23 protein-coding genes and 2 pseudogenes are annotated in these 22,496 nt (G+C 72.1%); 17 read left to right on the top strand and 8 right to left on the bottom strand.

All coding sequences use genetic code 11. From position 1 onward, the window contains the following. Positions 1 to 211 precede the first annotated feature (211 nt). From KBX08_RS21435 to KBX08_RS21420, 4 genes are all read left to right on the top strand, one after another. On the top strand, positions 212 to 646 hold the full coding sequence (locus KBX08_RS21435; RefSeq protein WP_030338239.1) for a phage holin family protein: 435 nt from the start codon (positions 212 to 214) through the stop codon (positions 644 to 646). Beyond that, a complete protein-coding gene (locus KBX08_RS21430; RefSeq protein WP_210785212.1) occupies positions 643 to 1,017 on the top strand; it encodes a DUF3618 domain-containing protein in 375 nt (124 codons plus the stop codon). Before KBX08_RS21435 ends, KBX08_RS21430 begins: the two co-directional genes overlap by 4 nt. Beyond that, on the top strand, positions 1,014 to 1,286 hold the full coding sequence (locus KBX08_RS21425) for a DUF4235 domain-containing protein (RefSeq protein ID WP_124817926.1): 273 nt from the start codon (positions 1,014 to 1,016) through the stop codon (positions 1,284 to 1,286). The genes KBX08_RS21430 and KBX08_RS21425 overlap by 4 nt, the downstream gene beginning before the upstream one ends. A 287-nt stretch (positions 1,287 to 1,573) precedes the next feature. Continuing rightward, on the top strand, positions 1,574 to 1,777 hold the full coding sequence (locus tag KBX08_RS21420) for a cold-shock protein (protein ID WP_030338233.1): 204 nt from the start codon (positions 1,574 to 1,576) through the stop codon (positions 1,775 to 1,777). Between the two features lie 121 nt (positions 1,778 to 1,898). On the opposite strand, the gene KBX08_RS21415 is transcribed toward KBX08_RS21420, so the two are convergent. Further along, positions 1,899 to 2,090: a hypothetical protein gene (locus tag KBX08_RS21415; protein WP_210785211.1), complete on the bottom strand. Its 192-nt coding sequence runs from the start codon at positions 2,088 to 2,090 to the stop codon at positions 1,899 to 1,901. Between the two features lie 88 nt (positions 2,091 to 2,178). Then, on the bottom strand, positions 2,179 to 3,162 hold the full coding sequence (locus tag KBX08_RS21410) for an aldo/keto reductase (RefSeq protein WP_210785210.1): 984 nt from the start codon (positions 3,160 to 3,162) through the stop codon (positions 2,179 to 2,181). An 83-nt stretch (positions 3,163 to 3,245) separates the two neighbouring features. On the opposite strand from KBX08_RS21410, the gene KBX08_RS21405 reads away from it, so the two are divergent. Together KBX08_RS21405 and KBX08_RS21400 are read left to right on the top strand one after the other, a co-directional pair. Further along, on the top strand, positions 3,246 to 4,040 hold the full coding sequence (locus tag KBX08_RS21405; RefSeq protein ID WP_210785209.1) for a trans-aconitate 2-methyltransferase: 795 nt from the start codon (positions 3,246 to 3,248) through the stop codon (positions 4,038 to 4,040). After that, the gene (locus tag KBX08_RS21400; RefSeq protein WP_210785208.1) at positions 4,037 to 5,059 is read left to right on the top strand and encodes an adenosine deaminase; all 1,023 of its coding nucleotides are present in this window, start codon (positions 4,037 to 4,039) and stop codon (positions 5,057 to 5,059) included. The genes KBX08_RS21405 and KBX08_RS21400 overlap by 4 nt, the downstream gene beginning before the upstream one ends. Before the next feature lie 290 nt (positions 5,060 to 5,349). Here KBX08_RS21400 and KBX08_RS21395 read toward each other — a convergent pair whose 3' ends face one another. Further along, positions 5,350 to 6,753: a HAMP domain-containing sensor histidine kinase gene (locus tag KBX08_RS21395; protein WP_210785207.1), complete on the bottom strand. Its 1,404-nt coding sequence runs from the start codon at positions 6,751 to 6,753 to the stop codon at positions 5,350 to 5,352. Positions 6,754 to 6,782: 29 nt separating this feature from the next. Next, positions 6,783 to 7,472, bottom strand: a complete 690-nt coding sequence (locus tag KBX08_RS21390; protein WP_091401712.1) for a response regulator transcription factor — start codon at positions 7,470 to 7,472, stop codon at positions 6,783 to 6,785. A gap of 73 nt (positions 7,473 to 7,545) precedes the next feature. Here KBX08_RS21390 and KBX08_RS21385 point away from each other — a divergent pair, with 73 nt between their 5' ends. Next, positions 7,546 to 8,466, top strand: a complete 921-nt coding sequence (locus tag KBX08_RS21385; RefSeq protein WP_210785206.1) for an ADP-ribosylglycohydrolase family protein — start codon at positions 7,546 to 7,548, stop codon at positions 8,464 to 8,466. Positions 8,467 to 8,608: 142 nt separating this feature from the next. On the opposite strand, the gene KBX08_RS21380 is transcribed toward KBX08_RS21385, so the two are convergent. After that, a complete protein-coding gene (locus tag KBX08_RS21380) occupies positions 8,609 to 9,538 on the bottom strand; it encodes a DUF1775 domain-containing protein (RefSeq protein WP_210785205.1) in 930 nt (309 codons plus the stop codon). A 188-nt stretch (positions 9,539 to 9,726) separates the two neighbouring features. Here KBX08_RS21380 and thrS point away from each other — a divergent pair, with 188 nt between their 5' ends. Next, positions 9,727 to 11,736: a threonine--tRNA ligase gene (gene thrS, locus KBX08_RS21375; RefSeq protein ID WP_210785204.1), complete on the top strand. Its 2,010-nt coding sequence runs from the start codon at positions 9,727 to 9,729 to the stop codon at positions 11,734 to 11,736. A gap of 135 nt (positions 11,737 to 11,871) precedes the next feature. On the opposite strand, the gene KBX08_RS21370 is transcribed toward thrS, so the two are convergent. Beyond that, positions 11,872 to 12,600 carry a D-Ala-D-Ala carboxypeptidase family metallohydrolase gene (locus KBX08_RS21370; RefSeq protein WP_210785203.1) on the bottom strand — a complete coding sequence of 243 codons (729 nt, stop codon included), beginning with the start codon at positions 12,598 to 12,600 and terminating at the stop codon, positions 11,872 to 11,874. Between the two features lie 176 nt (positions 12,601 to 12,776). Between KBX08_RS21370 and KBX08_RS21365 the strand changes: the two genes are divergently transcribed. After that, positions 12,777 to 13,289: an HIT domain-containing protein gene (locus KBX08_RS21365; RefSeq protein WP_210785237.1), complete on the top strand. Its 513-nt coding sequence runs from the start codon at positions 12,777 to 12,779 to the stop codon at positions 13,287 to 13,289. 49 nt (positions 13,290 to 13,338) lie between these two features. Here KBX08_RS21365 and KBX08_RS21360 read toward each other — a convergent pair whose 3' ends face one another. Next, on the bottom strand, positions 13,339 to 13,833 hold the full coding sequence (locus tag KBX08_RS21360; RefSeq protein ID WP_210785202.1) for a hypothetical protein: 495 nt from the start codon (positions 13,831 to 13,833) through the stop codon (positions 13,339 to 13,341). 86 nt (positions 13,834 to 13,919) lie between these two features. Between KBX08_RS21360 and KBX08_RS21355 the strand changes: the two genes are divergently transcribed. Together KBX08_RS21355 and KBX08_RS21350 are read left to right on the top strand one after the other, a co-directional pair. After that, positions 13,920 to 14,978: an aldo/keto reductase gene (locus tag KBX08_RS21355; protein ID WP_210785201.1), complete on the top strand. Its 1,059-nt coding sequence runs from the start codon at positions 13,920 to 13,922 to the stop codon at positions 14,976 to 14,978. A gap of 231 nt (positions 14,979 to 15,209) precedes the next feature. Beyond that, positions 15,210 to 16,190, top strand: a complete 981-nt coding sequence (locus KBX08_RS21350) for an alpha/beta fold hydrolase (RefSeq protein WP_210785200.1) — start codon at positions 15,210 to 15,212, stop codon at positions 16,188 to 16,190. A gap of 15 nt (positions 16,191 to 16,205) precedes the next feature. Here KBX08_RS21350 and KBX08_RS21345 read toward each other — a convergent pair. After that, positions 16,206 to 17,525 (bottom strand): annotated as a pseudogene (locus KBX08_RS21345) (GTP-binding protein); the annotation flags it as partial. Between the two features lie 250 nt (positions 17,526 to 17,775). On the opposite strand from KBX08_RS21345, the gene pgsA reads away from it, so the two are divergent. The 6 genes and pseudogenes from pgsA to KBX08_RS21315 form a co-directional block, all read left to right on the top strand. Next, entirely contained in the window at positions 17,776 to 18,405 is a 630-nt protein-coding gene (gene pgsA, locus KBX08_RS21340) for a phosphatidylinositol phosphate synthase (protein WP_210785199.1), read from the top strand. Between the two features lie 40 nt (positions 18,406 to 18,445). Next, positions 18,446 to 19,378, top strand: a complete 933-nt coding sequence (locus KBX08_RS21335; RefSeq protein WP_210785198.1) for a phosphatidylinositol mannoside acyltransferase — start codon at positions 18,446 to 18,448, stop codon at positions 19,376 to 19,378. A gap of 16 nt (positions 19,379 to 19,394) precedes the next feature. Beyond that, a complete protein-coding gene (locus KBX08_RS21330; RefSeq protein ID WP_210785197.1) occupies positions 19,395 to 20,555 on the top strand; it encodes a glycosyltransferase family 4 protein in 1,161 nt (386 codons plus the stop codon). A gap of 81 nt (positions 20,556 to 20,636) precedes the next feature. Further along, positions 20,637 to 21,140 (top strand): hypothetical protein, encoded by a 504-nt coding sequence (locus tag KBX08_RS21325; protein ID WP_112583378.1) that lies wholly within the window; start codon positions 20,637 to 20,639, stop codon positions 21,138 to 21,140. A 148-nt stretch (positions 21,141 to 21,288) separates the two neighbouring features. Beyond that, complete coding sequence (pdxS, locus tag KBX08_RS21320) at positions 21,289 to 22,206, top strand: pyridoxal 5'-phosphate synthase lyase subunit PdxS (RefSeq protein WP_210785196.1); 918 nt, start codon at positions 21,289 to 21,291, stop codon at positions 22,204 to 22,206. A gap of 103 nt (positions 22,207 to 22,309) precedes the next feature. After that, positions 22,310 to 22,496 (top strand): annotated as a pseudogene (locus KBX08_RS21315) (pyridoxal 5'-phosphate synthase glutaminase subunit PdxT); the annotation flags it as partial.

The following is a 22,496-nucleotide window of genomic DNA, read 5'->3' as shown; positions in this document are numbered from 1 at the left end:
CCCGCCCGGGGTGGAGGGGGCCGGTGCGGGAGGTTTGGTCGGGCTTGGGTGGGGGATGTGCTGCCGGACGTCTCTGGCGTGATCGCGGCGGCTCGCCGCGTATCGGCGGCGCGGCGTCCGGACAACGGGACGGTGAGCTGCTTGGCGCGCTTTAGGATTGACGAGCGGCGACTTCGGGCATACAGCGCGGTGATGAGGAAAGGAGGACAGCATGGCTGACGTGGCGAAAGCCCGCACATCCCAGAACGGGAGCGAGCCCTCCACCGCCGAGTTGGTGCAGCGGGCCACTGAGCAGATCTCCCGCCTCGTACGGGACGAACTGACGCTGGCCCGAGCGGAGTTGACCCAGAAGGGTAAGCACGCGGGCATCGGGATCGGCCTTTTCGGCGGCGGTGGCGCGCTCGCGTTCTTCGGTCTTGGTGCGCTGGTCGCCACGGCGATCCTGTTGCTCGACCTGGTGTTGCCCGCCTGGGCTGCTGCGCTGATCGTGGCGGTGGCCTGCTTCCTGGTGGCCGGCATCCTCGCCCTGGTGGGCAAGAAGCAGGTCAGCCGTGCCGTCCCGCCGGTGCCGGCGGCCACGGTCCGTAGCCTCCGGGCAGACATGGACACCGTCACCGCCGCGGTGAAGGACAGGGGGCGGCAATGACCGGTAACGGGACCGGCGACACGGAGGCCCTCCGCGAGGAGATCCGTCGCACCCGGGTCGAGTTGGGCGAGACGATGGAGGCGTTGGCCGCCAAGGCCGACGTCAAGGCGCGTCTGAAGGAGTCCGCCGAGCAGGCCAAGGAGCGGATGCGGGAGCAGGCGGCGCAGACCGTCGCTCGGGTCCGCGGGCAGGCCGCCCGTGGCGCCGGAATGGCGCGGGCGCAGGCGTACGAAAAGGGCGAGATGGTACGCGCACAGGCGTACGACAAGGGCGAGTTGGTGCGCCGAAACCCGGTGCCGTGGGCGGCCATCGCGGCCGGCGCGGTGGCCACCGTGGTGGTGCTGATGATCGTGCGGGGGAGGCGTAGGTGAGCAAGAGTATCGGCAGGGTCGCATACCGGCCGGTCGGCGTGTTGTTGGGTATCGCCGCGGGCACGGTGGCCGGGGCGATCTTCCGGCAGGTCTGGAAGGCCACCGCGGGCGACGGTGAGGCGCCCAACGCGACCGACGAGGATCGCGGCTGGGGCGAGATCCTGGCCGCCGCCGCGTTGCAGGGCGCCATCTTCGCGGTCGTCCGGGCGGCAGTGGACCGGGGCGGGGCGGTCGGCGTACGCCGGATGACCGGCAGCTGGCCGGACTGACCAGCAGCGACTTCAGCCCCCTTCCCGCATCGATGGGAAGGGGGCTTTCGCATGGCATCGCACGCCGCCCAGCGCACCTGAGGCATCCGTCAGGTCACATGTCGGAGAAATTCGTCGGAGAGGTCGTGACAGACTTTTTGCCTCCGTGATTTGCTGGTCCCCGCTGTTGCGAGATGGCGTGGGTTGAGAGAAGTCTCCTTCGTGGGGCCGCCTCAGGCACCGCTGCTCAAAAACGGCCAATCGGCCGGACGGCGTGCACGGCCGCCAGTTTTTAGAGGGAGAAACACATGGCTCAGGGAACCGTGAAGTGGTTCAACGCTGACAAGGGCTTCGGCTTCATCACCGTCGATGGTGGGGGTGCTGACGTGTTCGTCCACTTCTCGGCCATCCAGACCAGCGGCTACCGCTCGCTGGAGGAGAACCAGCGGGTGGAGTTCGAGATTGCTCAGGGTCAGAAGGGCCCGCAGGCTGAGCAGGTCCGTCCCATCTGAGTAGGACGGCCGGCCCCCGCCGGCCGGTGGGACGATCCGGTTCAAGGGTCGCGGTAAAGCCCCGCATCCCGGTTGGGATGCGGGGCTTTCGCCTGCTCAGGCTCGCCGGTGCAACGACCGGTCAGCGTCGACGCGAGCGCAGGCCGAGCCAGAGCACCACCAGCCCGGCCGCCGTCACGAGCGGGCCGATCACCGCCCAGATCTTCTCGTCGGTCATCACGCTGCCGCTGACGTAGCCGAGGCCCTGGACCGTCCACACCGCACCGATCACCACGGCCACCAGGCCGAGGGTGAGCGGAAGCCAACCTCTCATCGCGTCCCCTCTCCGCCGCCCGGGGCGGCGCGCCGCCGTCCAGCATCGCCGGCCGGGTGGCGTGACGCGAGCACCCCGGGCGCGCGGGTCACCACCGGTCGTGCACCTGCGGGCGGATCAGCTCGTCGTAGGTCTCGCGGACGGCTGCCAGCTGCTCGTCGGTGAGCGGGGACAGGGCCGCCGCGGCGGCGTTGCGTCGGGCCTGGTCGGCGTCGCGGGCACCGGGGATGACCACTGTGACGCCCGCCTGGTCCAACACCCAGCGCAGGGCGAACTGCGCCATCGTGCGGTCCGCGTCGACGAGCGGGGCCAGCCGGCGTACGGCGGCCAGACCTCGGTCGAAGTCGACTCCGGAGAACGTCTCTCCGACGTCGAAGGCCGCGCCGTGCCGGTTGTAGTTGCGGTGGTCGTCGGCGGGGAACTCAGTGTGCTCGTCGTAGCGGCCGGAGAGCAGGCCACTGGCGAGCGGCACGCGGGCGATGATGCCGACACCGCCTGCGGCCGCGGCCGGCAGCACCCGCTCCAGGGGCTTGTGGCGGACCGCGTTGAGGATGATCTGGACGCTGGCCACCCCCGGTCGGGCGATCGCGGTGAGGGCCTGGTCGCAGGTCTCGACGCTGACCCCGTACCCGGCGATGGCCTTTTCGGCGACGAGGGTGTCCAGGCCGTCGAAGACCTCGTCGGAGGAGAAGACCTCGGTGGGCGGGCAGTGCAACTGGACCAGGTCCAGGGTGTCCATGCCCAGGTTGGCCCGGGAGCGGTCGGTCCACTGCCGGAAGTTGGCCAGGGTGTACGCCTCCGGGCGCTGCTCGACGCGGCGGCCCATCTTGGTGGCGACGGTCAGCCCGGCGTCGGGTCGGGTGCGCAGGAAGCGGCCGATCAGCTGCTCGCTGCGGCCGTCGCCGTACACGTCGGCGGTGTCGAGGAAGGTGACCCCGGCGTCCACGGCGGCGGCGAGCACCGCCATCGCGTCGTCCTCGCTGACGGTGCCCCAGTCGGCGCCGAGTTGCCACGCGCCCAGGCCGACCGCGCCAACGGTCCGGCCGAGCCGGTTGAAGCTGCGCTGTTCCATGCCCCGAGCCTAGTGATCGGGTTGCCACCCTGCCACGGGAGCCGTACCGTCAGCAGTACGGACGTACGGTTTGGGAGGCGACCATGTGGGACCCGACGACCTACCTGCGCTTCGGCGACGAGCGATCCCGGCCGTTTCACGACCTCCTCGCCCGGATCCCGGCCGAGCGACCCCGGGCGGTGGTCGACCTCGGCTGCGGCCCCGGCCAGCTCACCGCCGTCCTCGCCGAACGCTGGCCGACCAGCCGGGTGCGCGGCCTCGACTCCTCGCCCGAAATGATCGAGCGGGCCGAAGCCCTCGGCGCGCCGGTCGACTTCGCGGTCGCCGACCTTCGCGACTGGCGTCCGGCCGGCGACGAGGACGTGGTGGTCACCAACGCGGCGCTGCAGTGGGTCCCCGGCCACCAGGAGCTGCTGCGCCGCTGGGCCACCGAGCTGCCCGTCGGCGCCTGGCTCGCCATGCAGGTCCCCGGCAACTTCGCCGCCGACTCGCACAGGGCCCTGCGGGAGGTCGCCAACCGGCCGACCTGGCGGGCCGAGGTCGCCCCGCTGCTGCGCGCGGACCCGGTCGACGACCCGGCCGACTACGCGGCGCTGCTGACCGCCGCCGGTTGCGAGGTGGACGCCTGGGAGACTACCTACGTGCACCTGCTGCCGGCTCGACCCGCCGCCGAGCACCCGGTGCTGGCCTGGATGGAGGGCACCGCGCTGCGCCCGGTCCGGGCCGCACTGGACGCCGCCGGCTGGTCCGCCTTCCGGGCCGAGCTGGGAGTACGGCTCACCGCGGCGTACCCGGTGCGGCTGGGTCAGGTGTACTTCCCGTTCCGCCGCGTCTTCGTCGTCGCCCGCACCGGCGACCATGCCCAGGAGAACCAGTGACCGACCTGTCCACCTTCATCGCCGGCCTGCCCAAGGTGGAGCTGCACGTGCACCACGTCGGCTCCGCCCTGCCCCGGATCGTCGCCGAGTTGGCGGCGCGCCACGAGGGGCGTACCCCCGTGCCGGCCGACCCGGACGCGCTCGCCAACTACTTCGAGTTCCGCGACTTCGCGCACTTCATCGAGGTCTACCTGAGCGTCGTGGATCTCATCCGCGACCCGGAGGACGTCTGGATCCTCACCCACGAGGTGGCCCGCGAGCTGGCCCGCCAACAGGTCCGGTACGCGGAGCTGACCATCACCCCGTACTCGCACGTCCGACGGGGCATTCCCGCGCCGGCGTTCTGCGAGGCGATCGAGGACGCCCGCAAGCGCGCCCTGGCCGACTTCGGCATCGAGCTGCGCTGGTGCTTCGACATCCCCGGCGAGGCCGGCCTGCCGGCAGCCGAGGAGACGCTGCGCATCGCGCTGGACGAGCGCCCGGACGGGCTGGTCAGTTTCGGTCTGGGCGGCCCGGAGATCGGCGTACCCCGACCGCAGTTCCGGCCCTACTTCGACCAGGCCCGCGCCGCCGGGTTGCGCTCGGTGCCGCACGCCGGGGAGACCACCGGGCCGCAGACCGTCTGGGACGCGCTGAACGAGTTGGGCGCCGAGCGGATCGGGCACGGCATCTCCGCCGCGCAGGACCCGCAACTGCTCGCGTACCTGGCCGAGCGGCAGATCGGGATGGAGATCTGCCCGACGTCCAACGTCCGCACCAGGGCGGTGGCCACCCTCGACGAGCATCCGCTGCCCCGGCTGGTCGAGGCCGGGCTGCTGGTCACCATCAACTCCGACGACCCGCCGATGTTCGGCACCACCCTCAACGACGAGTACGCGGTGGCGGCCCGCCTGCTCGGCGTCGGTGCCGAGGGCCTGGCCGGGCTGGCCCGCAACGCGGTGACCGCGTCCTTCCTGGACGCCGCCGGCCAGCAGCGCATCCTCGCCGAGATCGACGCGTACCTCGCGACCGCCGGCTGAGCTGGTCGGTCGGCTGGGCCGTTTGGTTGGCTGGGCCGGTTGGTTGGCTGGGCCGGTTGGTTGGCTGGGCCGGTCGGTTGAGCAGGGCGCGCGGCGGGAGCGTGGGTGTGGGGGGACCTGTGACTCCCGCCGCGCGCGCGGCTCCACCGGCCGCCGGTGCGTGGTGCGCTCGGCCGGTGGAACTGGTGGGTTCGTGCTCTGATCCTGTCAGCCCGCGGCCGATCCAACGCGGTCGTTAACCGCGATCTAAGGAAGACTTGCGCCGGCGCACAGCCCCGGGTTCAGCCGGGTCAGTCGTCGGTGGGGCGCTGGCGGGGCCAGCGACGTCCGGTGGCCTTCGTGTCCCGGGCGTCGCGGGCCATCCGACCGACCAGACCGAAGCGGCTGACCTGCCGGGGCGTCGCCTCCGGGTCGGCGAGCAGCATCACCACGCTGGCCCCGCCCAGCCGGGCCCGGTCGATGCTCACCGAGCCGTTGGCCTGCAACGCGACCCGCTTGGCGATGTCCAGCCCGAGCCCGGTCGAGCCCTGGTCACTGGCGCCCCGGCGCAGCGCCCGGTCCGGGTTGGCGATGCCGGGGCCGGCGTCGTCGATCCGGATCGCCACGTAACCGTCGCGCCGGGACACCGCCACCTCGAAGGCGGTGCCCTGCGGCGTGTAGCGGAAGACGTTGCCGATCACCGCGTCCAGCGCGGCGGCCAGTTCGGCCCGCGGCACCGGCGCCGGGATGCGCAGCTGAGCGCCGTTGACCCGGTGCGGCCGGTTCTGGTCGCCGGCCAACGCCGCCCAGAACACCATCCGGTCCCGGACCACCTCGCTGACGTCGCACATCGCCGGCCCGGCCTCGAGCGCCACCGTCTTACGGGTGGTCTTGATCAGCACGTCGATCTCACCCTCCAGGGTGACGATCGCCTGCCGGATCCGCCGGATCCCGCGCAGCCGGTCCAACTCCGCCGGGCTGAACGAACCCACGCTGGTGTCGTCGGACTCCAACGCCTCCGCGTCCAACCGCAGCACCGTCAACGGGGTACGCAGACGATGCGACAGGTCGGCCACCAACTCCCGCTCGTCGGTGCGGGCCGCGTCCAGCCGGTCCGCCATCCGGTTGAAGGCGTACCCGGCCTCGGCCAGCTCGCGCGGACCGGTCGGCTCGACCCGTACGCCGAGGTCCCCGTCGCCGATGGAGAGCGCGGCCTTGACCAGACCACGGGTGGAGTCCACCGCGCGGGCAGCGACCCGGTCGACCACCAGCACCGCCGCGCCGGCCATCGCCGCGCCGACCGCGAACAGCAGCAACCAGGTGCCGCCGGCGCCCTCGCCCAGCGTCGACTCCGGAAGGAACACCTCGACCACTGCCGTCCGGTCACCGAGGACGACCGGGTCGAGCCGGGCCACACCCCCGTCGACGTCGACGACCAACGACTGGCGTTCGGAGCGGGCCCGGTCCAGGTCGCTGCCGCTGGCCCGACCAGCCGACTCGTCCAACCCCAACCCGTGCACCACGGGCCGGGTGGGTGCGCCCTCGGCGCTGGCCACCACGGCACGCTCGACGACCGCCGGGTCGGTGCTGACCGCCAGCGCGCCGGTCACCAGGGCGCTGCGCCGCGCCGCGTCGGCGATGGCCTCGTCCCGGCTCTGCTCGCGCAGGCTGAGCCCGAGCGGGATCAGGAACGCGAGCGCCACGAGACTGCACATGCCGGCCGTGAGCAGGGCCAGCGCCGTCCTCAGTCCGGTGCCACCAGCCGGAATCCGACCCCCCGCACGGTGCGCAGGTAGCGCGGCTTCGCCGCGGACTCGCCCATCTTTCTGCGGAGCCAGTACAGGTGAACGTCGATGGTCTGATCCTCGCCGACCGATGGCTGCCGCCATACCTCCTCCAAGAGTTCCCGGCGGGACACTACCCGCCCAGGTCGTGCGGCGAGATACGCCAACAGGTCGAATTCCTTGCGGGTCAGCGCCAGCGGCTCCCCGTCGAGCTGGGCGCTGCGCTCGCCCACGTCCACCCGCAGCCCGCCGACGCTGTGCACAGCGGGCTGCACGGACCGACTGGCCCGGCCGGCCCGGCGCAGCACCGTGGTGATCCGGGCGTCCAGGTGCGCGCCGGTGAACGGCTTGACCATGTAGTCGTCGGCGCCGGCGCGCAGCAGCTTGACCACCGACTGCTCGTCGTCGCGGGCGGTGGCGATGATGATCGGAACGTCGGTGATGCCGCGCAACATCCGCAGCGCGTCCGAGCCGTCCAGGTCGGGTAGGCCGAGGTCGAGCACCACCAGGTCGGGTGTCTCCGCGGCGACCCGACGCAGGGCGTCCAACGCCGTACCCACGGCGTGCACGGCATGCCCCCGGTCGGTGAGGGACCGCAGCATCGCGCCGCGTACGACGTGATCGTCTTCGACCAGGAGCACGGAGGCCACGACAAGACCGTACTTGGCCTGGCAAGTTGATCGCGTTGCGGCGTGCCTGGCGACCGGGCAAGCTGGTACGACGATGTCGTTCACCCTGTTCGCCGATGCCCGCCTGGCGCTCGCCCGGGACAGCCTCGCCGGTCTCTCCACCGGCGACGCGCTCGGCGCGCAGTACTTCCTGCCGGGGCCGGTGCCCGTGGATCTCGCCGCCGACGCGCTGCCGTCGGCGCCCTGGGAATGGACCGACGACACCGAGATGGCCTGCTCGGTTCTCGCCCAGTTGGCCGACTCCGGCGGCATCGACCGGGACCGGCTGGCCCTCTCCTTCGCCGAGCGGTGCACCGAGCGCCGAGGCTACGGCGCGGGCGCGATGCTCATCCTGGGGCTTATCCGCACCGGCACCCCGTGGCCGCTGGCCGCCGCCTCCGCCTTCGACGGGCAGGGCTCCTGCGGCAACGGCGCGGCGATGCGGGTCGGCCCGCTGGGCGCGTACTTCGCCGACTCGACAGCGCGCGCCGCCGCCCAGGCCCGCGCGTCCGCCGAGGTGACGCACGCGCACCCGGAGGGGATCGCCGGCGCGGTCGCCGTCGCCGTCGCCGCCGCGCTGGCCGCCCGAGCCCGCCTCGACGGGCACCGGCCGGCCCCGGAGCGCCTGCTGGCCGGGATCGCCGCCGCGCTCGACCCGGTCACCGAGGTGTATCGGGGCGTACACCGGGCCGCCGGGCTGCTCGGCCGGCCGTTGCCCCAGGTGGTGGCGGCGCTCGGCAACGGCTCCCGGGTGACCGCCCAGGACACCGTCGGGTTCACCCTCTGGGTGGCCGCCACCCACCTCGACGACTATCCGGCGGCCATCGAGACGTGCGTACGGGCCGGTGGGGACGTGGACACCACGGCCGCCATCGCCGGAGCGGTGGTGGCGGCGCACACCGGCGTCGGCACCCCGGGCGGGGTGCCCGAAAAGTGGCTGGCCGCCCGCGAGCCGCTACCTACCTGGCTCCCCTGACCCCCGGGGCTGCCCGGGCGACCCGGGCTGCCTTGCCCTGCGCCTGCCCTGCCCTGCGCTGGCGCTGCCTACGATCAACTCGGCTTCCTGCGAATCGGGCTGTCCGTGCGGGGATGCAGCGGTTTCCAGGAACCCGAGTGGATCACCGCGATGCTGCGGGAACAGCGGGCTGCGGGTCGGCGGACCGGGGGTCCGCCGGCTGCGGGCTCGCGGGCGTTGGGTCTGGCGTTGCGGTGTCGTTCCCGCGGCCGGTTATCTCGGCCAGCGTCGCGGCCTCGTCCGGGTCGCCGGTCACCTCGGCGAGCGCGGTGGCCTCGCCCGGGTCGCGGCGGCGCCAACGGCTGACCAGCCAGCCGATCGCCGCGCCGCCGCCCAGCCCGGCCAGCAGGCCGGCGGCCAGCATCCCGTCGGCGCTGCCCTCGTCGGCGTTGCCCGATCGGGCCGGCGGTGCGGCGTCCACACCGTTGTCCGCTGCGGCCGGTGCGCCGGCCGCCGGGCCGGCGTGCCCGCCGTGCGCGGCCGGACCCGCCGCGCCGGGCGCCGCCGGCAGCAGGGCGAGCGTCGGGGCCCGGCGCGGACCGGTGGCGTCCGCCCACCGGACCACAGTGCCGTCGGCGTACGTCTGGACCACCTCGAAGGTGAGCCGCTCGGCCTGCGGCATCGGCCCCATGGAGAGCGCCAGCCGAGCCGGCCCGGGATCACTCTCACCGACCCGGACCCAGGTCACAGCGGTCGTCACAGTGCTCACCCCGGAGGAGTGGATACCGGCCACCGGCTTGTCCAGGGTGCGGGAGCTGATCCGGGGCGCCCAGCCGTTCACCGACATGGGGTAGACCTCGGCGATCGGCGCGTCGGCCGGCAGCCGCACCTCGATCTGGTTGGTCTTCGTACCGGCCCGTTCCTCCGGAACGCTGAACTCCAGCCGTACCGCCTCGCCCTGCCGGGCCTCGGTCGGGGTGGTCGTCACGTCCGCCGCGTACGCCGTGCCCGGCCAGAGCAGCAGCCCAGCGGCGGTCACCGCGGTCGCCGCCACGATCCGCCGCCGACGGCCACCGCCGTACGTGCTCGCCATCTCGTGCCCCCATCCGTGTCGACGCGGCCGGCACCGGTTTCCGGCCACACCTTCTAGTTCGGCTGCGAGGCGCGAAAGGTTCAACGTCGGCGGTAAGGAGGTGCCCTTCCCGGTCGCGGGCGGGTCGACCGATAGCATCGGCAGGAGCCGAGGATCGGCACCGTTTCGTACCACTTGGAGGAGTCACCGTGTCCGCACCCCGTACCCCCGCCGTGGCCGACCCCGTCGTCGTCGCCGCCGGGACCACGGCGGCCGACGCGGTGGCCGCGGCCGGACTGCCCGCGAACGGCCCCAAGGCGATCGTCGTGGTCCGCGACCCCGAGGGTCAGCTGCGCGACCTGGACTGGGCGCCGGCCGAGGAGACCGTCGTCGAGCCGGTGACCCTGGAGTCGCCCGACGGGCTCAACGTGCTGCGCCACTCCACCGCGCACGTCCTCGCCCAGGCCGTGCAGGACATCTTCCCCGAGGCCAAGCTGGGCATCGGCCCGCCCATCGAGAACGGCTTCTACTACGACTTCGACGTCGAGAAGCCGTTCCAGCCAGATGACCTCAGCAAGCTCGAGAAGCGCATGCAGGAGATCATCAAGTCCGGGCAGCGGTTCCGTCGTCGCCGCTTCGGCAGCCTGGACGAGGCGCGCTCGGAGCTGGCCGACGAGCCGTTCAAGCTGGAGTTGATCGAGGTCAAGGGCGAGGGCCTGGACACCGACGAGGTGATGGAGGTGGGCGGCGGCGAGCTGACCATCTACGACAACCTCGACGCCAAGGAGGACAAGGTCTGCTGGTCGGACCTGTGCCGGGGTCCGCACCTGCCGACCACCCGACTGATCGGCGCGTTCAAGCTGATGCGCTCCGCCGCCGCGTACTGGCGGGGGTCGGAGAAGAACCCCCAACTACAGCGGGTGTACGGCACCGCGTGGCCGACCCGCGACGAGCTCAAGGCGTACCTGAAGCTGTTGGAGGAGGCCGCCCGGCGCGACCACCGCAAGCTCGGCGCGGACCTCGACCTGTTCAGTTTCCCCGACGAGATCGGCTCCGGCCTGGCGGTCTTCCACCCCAAGGGCGGCATCATCCGCCGCGAGATGGAGCACTACTCGCGGCGGCGGCACGAGGAGGCGGGGTACGAGTTCGTCAACACCCCGCACATCACCAAGGCGCAGCTGTTCCAGACCTCCGGTCACCTGCCGTACTACGCGGACACCATGTTCCCGCCCATGCAACTGGAGGGCGCGGACTACTACCTCAAGGCGATGAACTGCCCGATGCACAACCTGATCTTCAGGTCGCGCGGGCGGTCGTACCGGGAGCTGCCGCTGCGGATGTTCGAGTTCGGCACCGTCTACCGGTACGAGAAGTCCGGCGTCGTGCACGGTCTCACCCGGGTCCGTGGCCTGACCCAGGACGACTCGCACATCTACTGCACCCGTGAGCAGATGGCCGGCGAGCTGTCCACGCTGCTCAGCTTCGTGCTCGACCTGTTGCGCGACTACGGCCTGGACGACTTCTACCTGGAGCTGTCGACCCGGGACGACTCGCCCAAGTTCATCGGGGCCGACGAGGACTGGGCCGAGGCCACCGAGGCGCTGCGCACCGCCGCCGCGACCTCCGGCCTGGACCTGGTCCCCGACCCGGGCGGCGCGGCGTTCTACGGGCCGAAGATCTCCGTGCAGGCCCGGGACGCCATCGGCCGGACCTGGCAGATGTCCACCATCCAGGTCGACTTCAACCAGCCGGAGCGGTTCGCGTTGGAGTACCAGGCCGCCGACGGTAGCCGGCAGCGGCCCGTGATGATCCACCGTGCGCTGTTCGGGTCGATCGAGCGGTTCTTCGGGGTGCTCACCGAGCACTACGCGGGTGCCTTCCCGGCCTGGCTCGCGCCGGTGCAGGTGGTGGGCATCCCGATCCGCGAGGACCACACCGACTACCTGCACGGCTTCGTCGCGGCGCTGCGCGCCGAGGGCATCCGGGCGCAGGTGGACGCGGGTGACGACCGGATGCAGAAGAAGATCCGGACGGCGCAGCAGCAGAAGATCCCGTTCATGGTGATCGCCGGTGACGACGACGTGGCCGCCGGTACGGTCTCCTTCCGCTACCGCGACGGCTCCCAGCGCAACGGGGTGCCGGTCGCCGAGGCGGTGACCCACGTGCTGGACGTGGTCAGCTCGCGGACCAACATCGGCCCGTCCGCCGCCGCGGAGTAACGAGACCACCGCACGGCCCGCTCGCACGGCCCCCGCGCCCATGACCGTGCTCGATCCAGGAAGTAGTGGCCTCCCCGGTGGGGAAGGCCACTACTTCCATGTTCGAGCGCGATCTTCGCCGGGAGGCGGCGGGGGTCAGATGCCGCAGTTGGGCGCTGACCAGCCTCCGACCGCTGCCACGTGGGTGTGGTCGTTGTGGTCGGGGTAGCCGGGGCCGAGGATCTGCCCGAAGCCGTGGTTGCGGGCCTGCTGCGCCAGCCGGCAGAACGACGGGGAGCCGACCAGGTCGACCCCGTCGCCGTACAGGTGTCGGCTGTTCGACGCTCCGCCGACCGCGCTGTTGCAGGCGTAGCTGCGGAAGCTGCTGCTGATCGCGATGGACACGTCGCCGAGGGCGTGGCGCATGGCCTGGAGCTTCCACATCGAGACGAGTGCGTTGAACCGGGCGGTGCTCGCCGAGACCGCGCCGCCGGACCAGTCACTGTTGCACTTGTTCAGCTCGGGGTAGCTGAAGTTGGCCGGGGTGCAGTCGTTGTCCTGGAGGGCGTAGAGCCGGTTGAACGTCTGTGGGCCGGCGATGCCGTCGGCCGGCAGCCCGTACGCCTGCTGGAAGCGGATCACCGCCGATCGGGTGGCCGGGCCGTACGCGCCGTCGAGGGTGAGCACCGCGCCGTAGCCGGGGTAGCCGGCGACCCGGATCTGGAGTTGCCGGACATCCTCGCCGGACGCCCCCTGGGCCAGGGTGCGCCCCCAGGTGTAGCAGCCGTCCGCCTGGGCCGCGCCGGCGGTGAGGGTGACGCCGGCCACTGTGGTGGCGGCGGTCAACGCCAGTGCCGCGAGGAACCTGCCGAGCCGTCGGAACATGTAACCCTCCATCGATTCATGGAAGTGCGTGGATGCATGGAAGTTTCAGGCTTCCGCCTTGATCCGTCAAGAACTTGCAGTCCCGGGTTTCCCGAAGGCAGGTGTCGCGGCGTGCCCGCGGGGCTCCGTAGGATCGGCTCGTGACAGGGGCGGAACGGCACACGGACAGTGACGGCATGGCGGACGGCCTGGAGCGGCTCTGGACGCCGCACCGGATGACCTACATCTCCGGCGAGGACCGCCCGGCCGAGGGCTACGAGAAGCCCACCGGCTGCCCCTTCTGTCGGGGGCCGAAGCTGCCCCCGCAGGAGAGCCTGGTGGTGGCCCGCGGCGAGCACGTCTTCGTGGTGCTCAACCTCTACCCGTACAACCCGGGGCACCTGCTGGTCTGCCCCTACCGACACGTCGCCGACTACACCGACCTGGACGTGCCGGAGACCACCGAGCTGGCGTCGTACACCCAGACCGCCATGCGGGTGATCCGCAAGGTCAGCAACGCCCACGGCTTCAACCTGGGCATGAACCAGGGCGGGGTGGCCGGCGCCGGCATCGCCGCGCACCTGCACCAGCACGTGGTGCCGCGCTGGGGCGGCGACGCGAACTTCATGCCCGTGATCGGCCGTACCAAGGTCCTGCCGCAGCTGCTCGGCGACACCCGCGACCTGCTCGCCCGCGCCTGGCCGTCCTGACCGCCGCCGGTCGCGCAACGCCGGTCGCGCGACCTCCGCACCGGTCCGGCTAGTCGGCGCGCAGCAGCGAGGTCAGCTCCGACCAGCTCTCCACCCGGCGTACGTGGGGCAGCAGTGCGGCGTGTGCGGCGACCTCGGCCTTTCGGGGCCGGAACAGGAAGCGGTGCGGCACCGAGGCGAGATAGCCGAGCACCTCCAGCTTGTCGTCCACGAAGTGGGTCAGGTCGAGGCGTCTGGCGATCGGCGCCTTGTCCGGTCGGGTGCGGCAGAAGTGCACCCGCTCGACCGGGACGCCGGTGCGGGCCGGAAAGTCGTGGTGGGCCAGCCACTCCCGGGTGCGCCGTTCGGTGGCCTCCCCGCACTTGGACACCAGGTGCACCTCGTCGAACGCCGGGCCGAGCGCCGCGAGCGCGTCGAACGCCCCGCCGACGGCCGGGGTACGCAGGTAGTGCGCGCCGAAGAACGAGGTGTCCGCGTCGTCGTCGGCCGGCTCGATGATCACACCGCCGATGTCCACCCCGAGCCGTCGCATGGCGCTGATCATGCCGCACCGTGACCGTCTCCGTGCACCCGCGTGTCCGCCAGCGGATCTGCTACGCCCCGGCTCGCCGAAGGTGGCACGATCGGCCGATGGCAGTCACGACACGGGTGTTGGGGCGCAGCGGCATCGAGGTCAGCGCCCTCGGCATGGGGTGCTGGGCGATCGGCGGGCCCTGGGCGGAGGGCACCCAGCCACTGGGCTGGGGCGCGGTGGACGACGACGAGTCGGTGCGCGCGGTACGCCGGGCACTCGATCTGGGCATCACCCTCTTCGACACTGCCGACACGTACGGGGCCGGGCACGGTGAGCGGGTGCTCGGTCGCGCGCTCGCCGGTCGCCGCGACGACGCCGTGATCGCCACCAAGTGGGGTTACACCTTCGACGAGGCCGCCCGGCAGGCCACCGGCGAGGACGCGTCGCCCGGGTACCTGCGCACTGCCGTGACCGCCTCGCTGCGCCGGCTGGACACCGACCGGATCGACCTCTATCAGCTGCACCTGGCCGACCTGTCGGTGCCGAGGGCGCAGGCGCTCATCGGGACCTGCGAGGACCTGGTGGCCGAGGGCCTGATCCGCGCGTACGGGTGGAGCACCGACCGCACCGACCGGGCCGTCGCGTTCGGGCACGCCGCCGCCGGTGCCACCGCCGTGCAACACGCCCTGTCGGTGCTGCGCGACGCCCCCGAGCTGCTCGCCGTCTGCGACAAGTACGACCTGGCCAGCGTCAACCGGGGCCCGCTCGGGATGGGGCTGCTCACCGGCAAGTACACGGCCGGGTCGACGCTTCCCCGCGACGACGTGCGCGGGCTGGCCCCGGGCTGGTTGGAGTGGTTCCGGGGTGGCCGGCCGGCACCGGAGTGGCTGCGCCGGGTCGGCGCGGTCCGTGCCGCGCTCACCGCCGACGGGCGCACCCTCGCCCAGGGCGCATTGGGCTGGATCTGGGCGCGCAGCGGTCGCACCATCCCGATCCCGGGCTGCCGTACGGTCGCCCAGGTCGAGGAGAACGCCGCCGCGCTGCACCGGGGCCCGCTGCCGGCGGACCAGTTCGTCGAGGTGGAGCGTCAGCTCGCCGCCGTCCGCACCGCGGCCCTGCGCGACGCCGACCGCCCACACTGGCCCCGTCCGACCCACCCCACCGTCCACCCCTGAGAGCTGTGCGGGCCGGCGAGCTCTGTGGGCGCCGCAAAGGCCGGACGGCAGCCGGGTACTGGCCGCGAACTCTGGCCGTCCCGGCCATCGGACACAAGCGCAGGAAATTAGATCCCATCGGTCATTCCCGATCGACCATCGGGCATCCATGACCTTGGCGCAACCCTGCATCTACCAGGAATCGGCAAGGATGCATGTCACGTCTAGAGAACTGGAGCATGCGTGTCTTCGATGAACAGAAGGAAGCTGATCGCGCTCGGCGCCGGCGCGGTCGCCGCAGTGGCGACCGGCACCGCGGCACAGGCCGCACCGTCCACCGACGGAGCGCTGGCCGCCGCCCCGGCCGCCGCCGACCTCGCAGCCACCCTTCCGGGGGGGTTCACGAGCAGGTACGCGGAGGTCAACGGAGTCCGGCTGCACTACGTCGCCGGTGGGCGCGGGGCGCCCTTGATCCTGCTGCACGGCTGGCCGCAGACCTGGTGGGAGTACCACAAGGTGATGCCGGCGCTGGCCACCCGATACCGCGTGATCGCCGTGGACCTGCGCGGTGCCGGCGGCTCCAGCAAGCCGGCGTCCGGGTACGACAAGAAGACCTTGGCGGCGGACATCGCGGCGCTGGCCGGGGCGCTGGGCTACGCCAAGGTGAACGTCGTGGGTCACGACATGGGGTCGATGGTCGCCTACAGCATGGCGGCGAACCACCCCGCGGTCGTCAACAAGATCGCCATGCTGGACGTGGAACACCCGAACAGCAACTACTACGAGTTCCGGATGCTGCCGGCGCCGGGTGCCCCGTTCCACCCCTGGTGGTTCGCCTTCAATCAGGTGTCACAGCTGCCGGAGCAGCTCATCACGGGCCGGTCCCGCTTCCTCGTCGACTGGATGTTCGACAACCTCCTGGTCAACAAGCAAGCCATAAGCGATTTCGACAGGGCCGTCTACGCCCAGGCATATTCAACTCCGGACGCCATCCGGGGCGGCAACGGCTGGTACAAGGCGCTGGGCCAGGACATCGTTGACAACGGGACGTACGCGCCGGTGACCGTCCCGGTCCTAGGTATCGCCCACGACATCTTCTACCCGAGCTTTGCCGCGACGCTCACCCAGCAGGCCACCAACGTGCAGCTGGTACAGATCGCCAACACCGGGCACTACTTCGTGGAGGAGCAGCCCCAGGTGCTCGTCCAGCACCTGAGGTCGTTCTTCGGCTGAGCGGGCCGAACTGAGGCTCCGGGCGGCGATCGCCACCGGCAGCAGCGGCTCCGGCATCTCCCAGGGGGCGATCAGCAGCGGGTCGTCAGTGGTCGAGATGGTGTCGCCGGTCTCGGCGCTGCCCGACTTGGTGATCGCGCAGATGTCACCGGCCACGCAGAGCGACACCTCCCGCACTGTGGCGCCCAGCGGGGTGTAGATGTGCCCGACCCGCTCGTCGGCGTCGTGGTCGGGGTGCCCACGTTCGGCCATGCCGTGCCCGGAGACGTGCACCCTCTGGTCGGGGCGCAGCGTGCCGGAGAAGACCCGTACCAGCGAGACCCGACCGACGTGGCGGTCGATGGTGGTCTTGACGACCTCGGCGACCAGCGGCCCGGCCGGGTCGCAGCTCAGCGGCGGACGCGGTGAGCCGTCCACGCCGGTCACCGCCGGCAGCTCGTGCTCCAGCGGCGAGGGGAACGCGGCGGTCAGCACCTCCAGCAGCACGTCCAGCCCGACACCGGTCTGGGCGCAGACCGGCACCACCGGGTAGAAGTGGCCCCGGGCGACGGCCTTCTCCAGGTCGTCGATGAGCACCTCGTCGCCGATCTCCTCGCCGTCGAGGTAGCGGTCCATGAGGGTCTCGTCCTCGCTCTCGGCGATGATCCCCTCGATCAGCTCGTCGCGGGACTCGTCGATGGCCCGCTGGTGCTCCGGGTCCGGGTCGCGGACGTCGGCGGGCAGCCCGGCACTGTAGTCGAAGACCCGACGGGTGATCAGGCCGAGCAGCCCCTCGGTGGACACCCCGTCGTCGCCGAGCATCGGCAGGTAGAGGGGCATCACGTTGTCGCCGAAGAGGCGCTGGCAGAGCGCCACCGTCTCGTCGACGTCGGCGCGGGGTTGGTCCAGTCGGGCCACCGCGACCGCGCGGGGCATGTCGACGGCGGCGCACTCCTCCCAGAGCGCGACGGTCGCCGCGTCCATGCCGCCCGCGGCGGAGACCACGAAGAGCGCGGCGTCGGCGGCCCGCAGCCCGGCGCGCAACTCGCCGACGAAGTCGGCGTACCCGGGGGTGTCCAGCAGATTGACCTTGATGCCGTTGTGCAGCAGTGGCGCACAGGACAGGCTGACCGAGCGCTGCTGGCGTACGGCGGCGGGGTCGTGGTCGCCGACAGTGGTGCCGTCGGCGACGGTGCCGACCCTGCCGATCGTGCCGGTCGCGGCGAGCAGGGCCTCGACCAGTGTGGTCTTGCCCGCCCCGGAGTGCCCGACGAGCACCACGTTGCGAACCCGCTCGGGCTCGGTCACCACCGGCGTGCCGCCGGTGGAACCCTTCTCGTGACTCTTCTGCGCCATGGGGCGCACCTCCCTCAGCCGGTGGTGGTGGCGACCGCCGCGCGAGGTGGAAGCGGCCCGGGGCGAGTGCGCGGCGATATCCTCCGGTGGTCTGCTGCACAGCGGGAACGGGACGGGCGGACGGGTGAGCTGGCTCACCTCCCGGCTCGATCTCACACCCGTTGCCGGGTAGGCACAAGCCTCTCCCGGGCGGGTCGGCGGTACCGTCCGTATCGCCGGAGCTGGGCGGACCGTTATCGTGGGGACCGCCATGGCGAAGATCTTCCAAGTGTCGGCCCGCGCGGGGATGACCCGCGTCGTCGAGCCGATTGCCCGCGCCCTGCTGCGCGCGGGCGTCACCCCCAATGCCGTCACCGTCGCGGGCACCGTTGGTGTGCTCGTCGGCGCGCTCGGCTTCGGTGCCCGCGGCCACCTGGTCGCGGGCGCGTTGATCGTCACCCTGTTCGCGCTCACCGACCTGCTCGACGGGACGATGGCCCGGATGAGCGGCGGCTCCACCAAATTCGGCGCGTTCCTCGACTCAAGCATGGACCGGGTAGCCGACAGCGCCGTCTTCGGTGCCGTCGCGTACTGGCTGGCCACAGAGAACGACTACTCCGGGGTGGCCGCCGCGTTGGTCTGCCTGGCCGCCGGCAGCCTGGTCTCCTATGTCAAGGCTCGCGCCGAGGGGCTCGGCATGACCTGCAACGTGGGCATCGCCGAACGCACCGAGCGGCTGCTGATCGTCGGGGTCGGCGGGATCCTCACCGGCGTCGGTGTCGATCCGGCCCTGGAGATCGCGCTCTGGCTGCTCGCCGCCGTGTCGATCTTCACGGTGGGGCAGCGGATGACGCACGTCTACCGCCAGGCCCAGCAGCTCCAGCCGGACGGCCAGGCATGAGTGGCGTGCCGGCGACTCGGACGACCGGCGGCCGAGTCGCGTGAACCTCACCGAGCTGGGCTACATCGCCGGGTGGCGGGTGGTCCGCGCGCTACCCCGGCCGTTGGTGGCGGCGGCGTTCCAGGCGGGCGCGGACCGCGCCCACCGCGCCGGCGGCGGGGGTACGGCCCGACTGCGCGCGAACCTGCGTCGGGTGGTCGGCCCGGAGCTGCCCGACGCCGAGTTGGACGATCTCGTCAAGCGCGGGTTGCGCTCGTACGCCCGGTACTGGATGGAGGCGTTCCGGCTGCCCGCACTGAGCCGGTCGCAGATCCTGTCCGGTTTCCGGCTCGACGGCGCCGAGCTGCTCGCCGCCGACGTGGCCGCCGGTCGGGGCGCGGTGGTGGCCCTGCCGCACGCCGGCAACTGGGATGCCGCTGGCGCCTGGGTGGCGGCCACCGGTTGGCCGATCACCACCGTCATGGAGCGGCTCAAGCCGGAGGGCTTGTACAAGCGTTTCCTGGCCTTCCGGGCGAGTCTGGGGATGGAGATCCTGCCGACCCACGGAGGGCCGCGTCCGGCGTTCGACGTGCTGCTGGACCGGCTGCGGGCCGGTGCGGTGGTGCCGTTGCTGGCCGACCGGGACCTCTCCGCCCGGGGGGTGGAGGTGGACTTCTTCGGCGGGAAGACCCGGATGCCCGCCGGGCCGGCGCTGCTCGCGCTGCACACCGGCGCGCCGCTCTACGTGGCCTCGCTGTGGTACGAAGCGGATGCCGCCCGCGCGTCGCTGGCTGGTCCGCTGCCGGTGCCGGGCCCCGAGGCGGGGCCGCTGGACCAGCGGGTCCGGTCGCTGACCCAGCTGATCGCCGACGGTCTGGCGGCGGGTATCGCCCGCCATCCGGAAGACTGGCACATGTTGCAGCGGATGTGGCTGGACCAGGCGAGGTCGGGGGAGGGCGCGGCGCTGCCCTCGTCGGCCTCCGGCCCGGCCTGAGGAGGTGGGCTGACGGATGCGGATCGGCATCGTGTGCCCGTACTCCTTCGACGTGCCCGGTGGGGTGCAGAACCACGTCATGGACCTCGCCGAGGCGCTGATCGCGCTGGGCCACGAGGTCAGCGTGCTCGCGCCGGCCGACGAGGATTCGCCGCTGCCGGAGTACGTGGTGTCCGCCGGGCGGGCCGTCCCGCTGCCGTACAACGGTTCGGTGGCCCGGATCGCGTTCGGCCCGGTGTCGACCGCCCGGGTGCGGCGATGGATCACCAACGGCGACTTCGACGTGCTGCACGTGCACGAGCCGCTCACGCTGAGTCTGTCGCTGCTGGCCGTGCTCTCCGCCCGTGGCCCGGTGGTGGCCACGTTCCACACCGCGATGACCCGTTCGCGGGTCCTCGCCGCCGCGCAGGGTGTGCTCCAGATCGTGTTGGAGCGGATCACGGCCCGGATCGCGGTGAGCGCGCTGGCCCGCAAGGTGCAGGTCGAACACATGGACGGCGGGGCGGTGGAGGTCCCCAACGGGGTGGCGGTGGCCAAGTTCGCCGACGCCGAGCCGTTGCCGGGCTGGCCGGGGGAGTGCGCGACCGGCACCGGCGGCACGCTCGGCTTCCTGGGCCGCTTCACCGAGGCACGCAAGGGCTTCCCGGTGCTGCGGGACGCGTTCGTGGCGCTGGCCGAGACCCGGCCCGGTCTGCGGTTGCTCGTCGCCGGCCCGGGTGACCCCGACGACCTGTACGACCAGTTCCCCGCCGAACTGCACGAGCGGATCACGTTCCTCGGCCTGGTCAGCGAAGCGGACAAGGCGCGCATGCTGCGCAGTGTGCACCTCTACGTCGCACCGAACACCGGCGGTGAGTCGTTCGGCATGATCCTCACCGAGGCCCTCGCCGCGGGTACGACGGTCATCGCCAGCGATCTGGACGCGTTCCGGCGGGTCCTCGACGGTGGGCGGGCCGGTCGGCTCTTCCCCACGGGCGACCCGGTGGGGCTGCGTGACGTGCTGGCCGAGCTGCTTGACGACCCGGCCGCGCGGGCCGCGCTGAGTGCCTGCGGCGATCAGGTGGTCGCGAATTTCGACTGGCCGGTGGTTGCTCGCCGCGTTCTGGAGGTATACGCAGCGGCGATCGAGGCAACCGACGGGCGGGTCATCGACCAGGAATGGGTGGGGCTGAGCTGAGCCGGTGTGACGGGTGGTGCGGCGGTGACCGGCGGGACCGGTCCGGCCGCGCCCAATCGGACGAAACGGAGCAGCACTACGATGCCGCACATGTGGTGGGTGGTGGCCGCGAGCGTGGTCGTGGGGCTGGTCGCGGCGTACCTCATCTGGACCGCCGGCCGGGTGGAGCGGCTCCAGGGCCGCGCGGAGCTGGCGGCCCGGGCCCTCGACGCCCACCTGCTGCGCCGCGCGGCGGCAGCCGCGGTCCTGGCTGAGCGGCGTTTCGGCGTCGAGCTGTACGCGGCGGCCCGGATCGCCCTGGACGCCAGCCCGGACGAGCGGGAGGCGGCGGAGAACGACCTCACCCGGCAGTTGCGCGGCGTCCAGTTGGATCCGGGCGACCCGGACTGCGCGGCGGTCATCGCCGCGAGTCGTCGGCTCGCGTTGTCCCGGCAGGTGCACACCGACCTGGTCCGGGACGCCCGCTCGGCGCGCAGCCGGCCGCTGGTGCGCCTGTTGCGGATGGGGCGGGGCCGGGAGTGGCCGCGCTACTTCGACATCGACGACCCGACCCTCGTCGTGCCGGCGGACGTCCCCGCCGCCTGACCCGCTGCTCCCAACTGGGCGGGGGCAGGGACGGTGACCACTGCCACAGTGCAGGCCACCGGGGGTCTGATTGGCTGTCGGTACGGCGTTGGACCGCGCGTAGCATTTTCGCTGCCACCCCCAGAGCATGTCCAAGGAGCGATGACCCGTGCCCGAAAACACCGCCTCGAACACCGGTACCGCCCCCGTCGTCGGCACCGCCCGCGTGAAGCGTGGCATGGCCGAGATGCTCAAGGGCGGCGTGATCATGGACGTCGTCAACGCCGAGCAGGCCAAGATCGCTGAGGACGCCGGCGCCGTCGCGGTGATGGCCCTGGAGCGGGTGCCCGCCGACATCCGCGCGCAGGGTGGCGTGTCCCGGATGAGCGACCCCGACATGATCGACGGGATCATCGAGGCGGTCTCCATCCCGGTGATGGCCAAGGCCCGCATCGGCCACTTCGTGGAGGCGCGGATCCTCCAGTCGCTCGGCGTGGACTACGTCGACGAGTCCGAGGTGCTGACCCCGGCCGACTACGCGAACCACATCGACAAGTGGGCGTTCACAGTGCCCTTCGTCTGTGGCGCGACCAACCTGGGCGAGGCGCTGCGCCGCATCACCGAGGGCGCGGCGATGATCCGCTCCAAGGGCGAGGCGGGCACCGGTGACGTCTCCAACGCCACCACCCACATGCGGAAGATCCGCCAGGAGATCCGCCGGCTGGCCTCGCTGCCGACCGACGAGCTGTACGTCGCGGCCAAGGAGTTGCAGGCCCCGTACGAGCTGGTCAAGGAGGTCGCCGAGAGCGGCAAGCTGCCGGTGGTGCTGTTCACCGCGGGCGGGATCGCCACGCCGGCCGACGCGGCGATGATGATGCAGCTCGGCGCGGAGGGCGTCTTCGTGGGTTCCGGCATCTTCAAGGCGGGCAACCCGGCGCAGCGGGCCGCCGCGATCGTCAAGGCGACCACCTTCCACGACGACCCGGACGTGCTGGCCAAGGTTTCCCGGGGTCTCGGCGAGGCGATGGTCGGCATCAACGTCGACGAGATCCCGCAGCCGCACCGCCTGGCCGAGCGCGGTTGGTGAGCGTGAGGAGTGAGCCGCTCGTGCGAGCCCCGCAGTCGCGAGCGAAAGACGGGTTGGTGAGCGCTCTTTCCGGGCGGCGGACGCGGAGAGGAACGGTGCGACCATGACGGCACCCGTGATCGGTGTGCTGGCGCTCCAGGGCGACGTCCGCGAGCACGTGGCGGCGCTGGCCGCGGCGGGCGCGGACGCCCGCCCGGTCCGCCGTCCGGCGGAGCTGGACGCGGTCGACGGCCTGGTCATCCCCGGCGGCGAGTCCACCACCATGAGCAAGCTCGCCGACATCTTCGAGA

Origin of the sequence: Micromonospora sp. H61 (assembly GCF_018070325.1) — a bacterium.
Classification (GTDB): domain Bacteria; phylum Actinomycetota; class Actinomycetes; order Mycobacteriales; family Micromonosporaceae; genus Micromonospora; species Micromonospora salmantinae.
The sequence above is the reverse complement of the archived record's forward strand: the minus strand, read 5'-3'. Positions and strand labels throughout refer to the sequence as shown.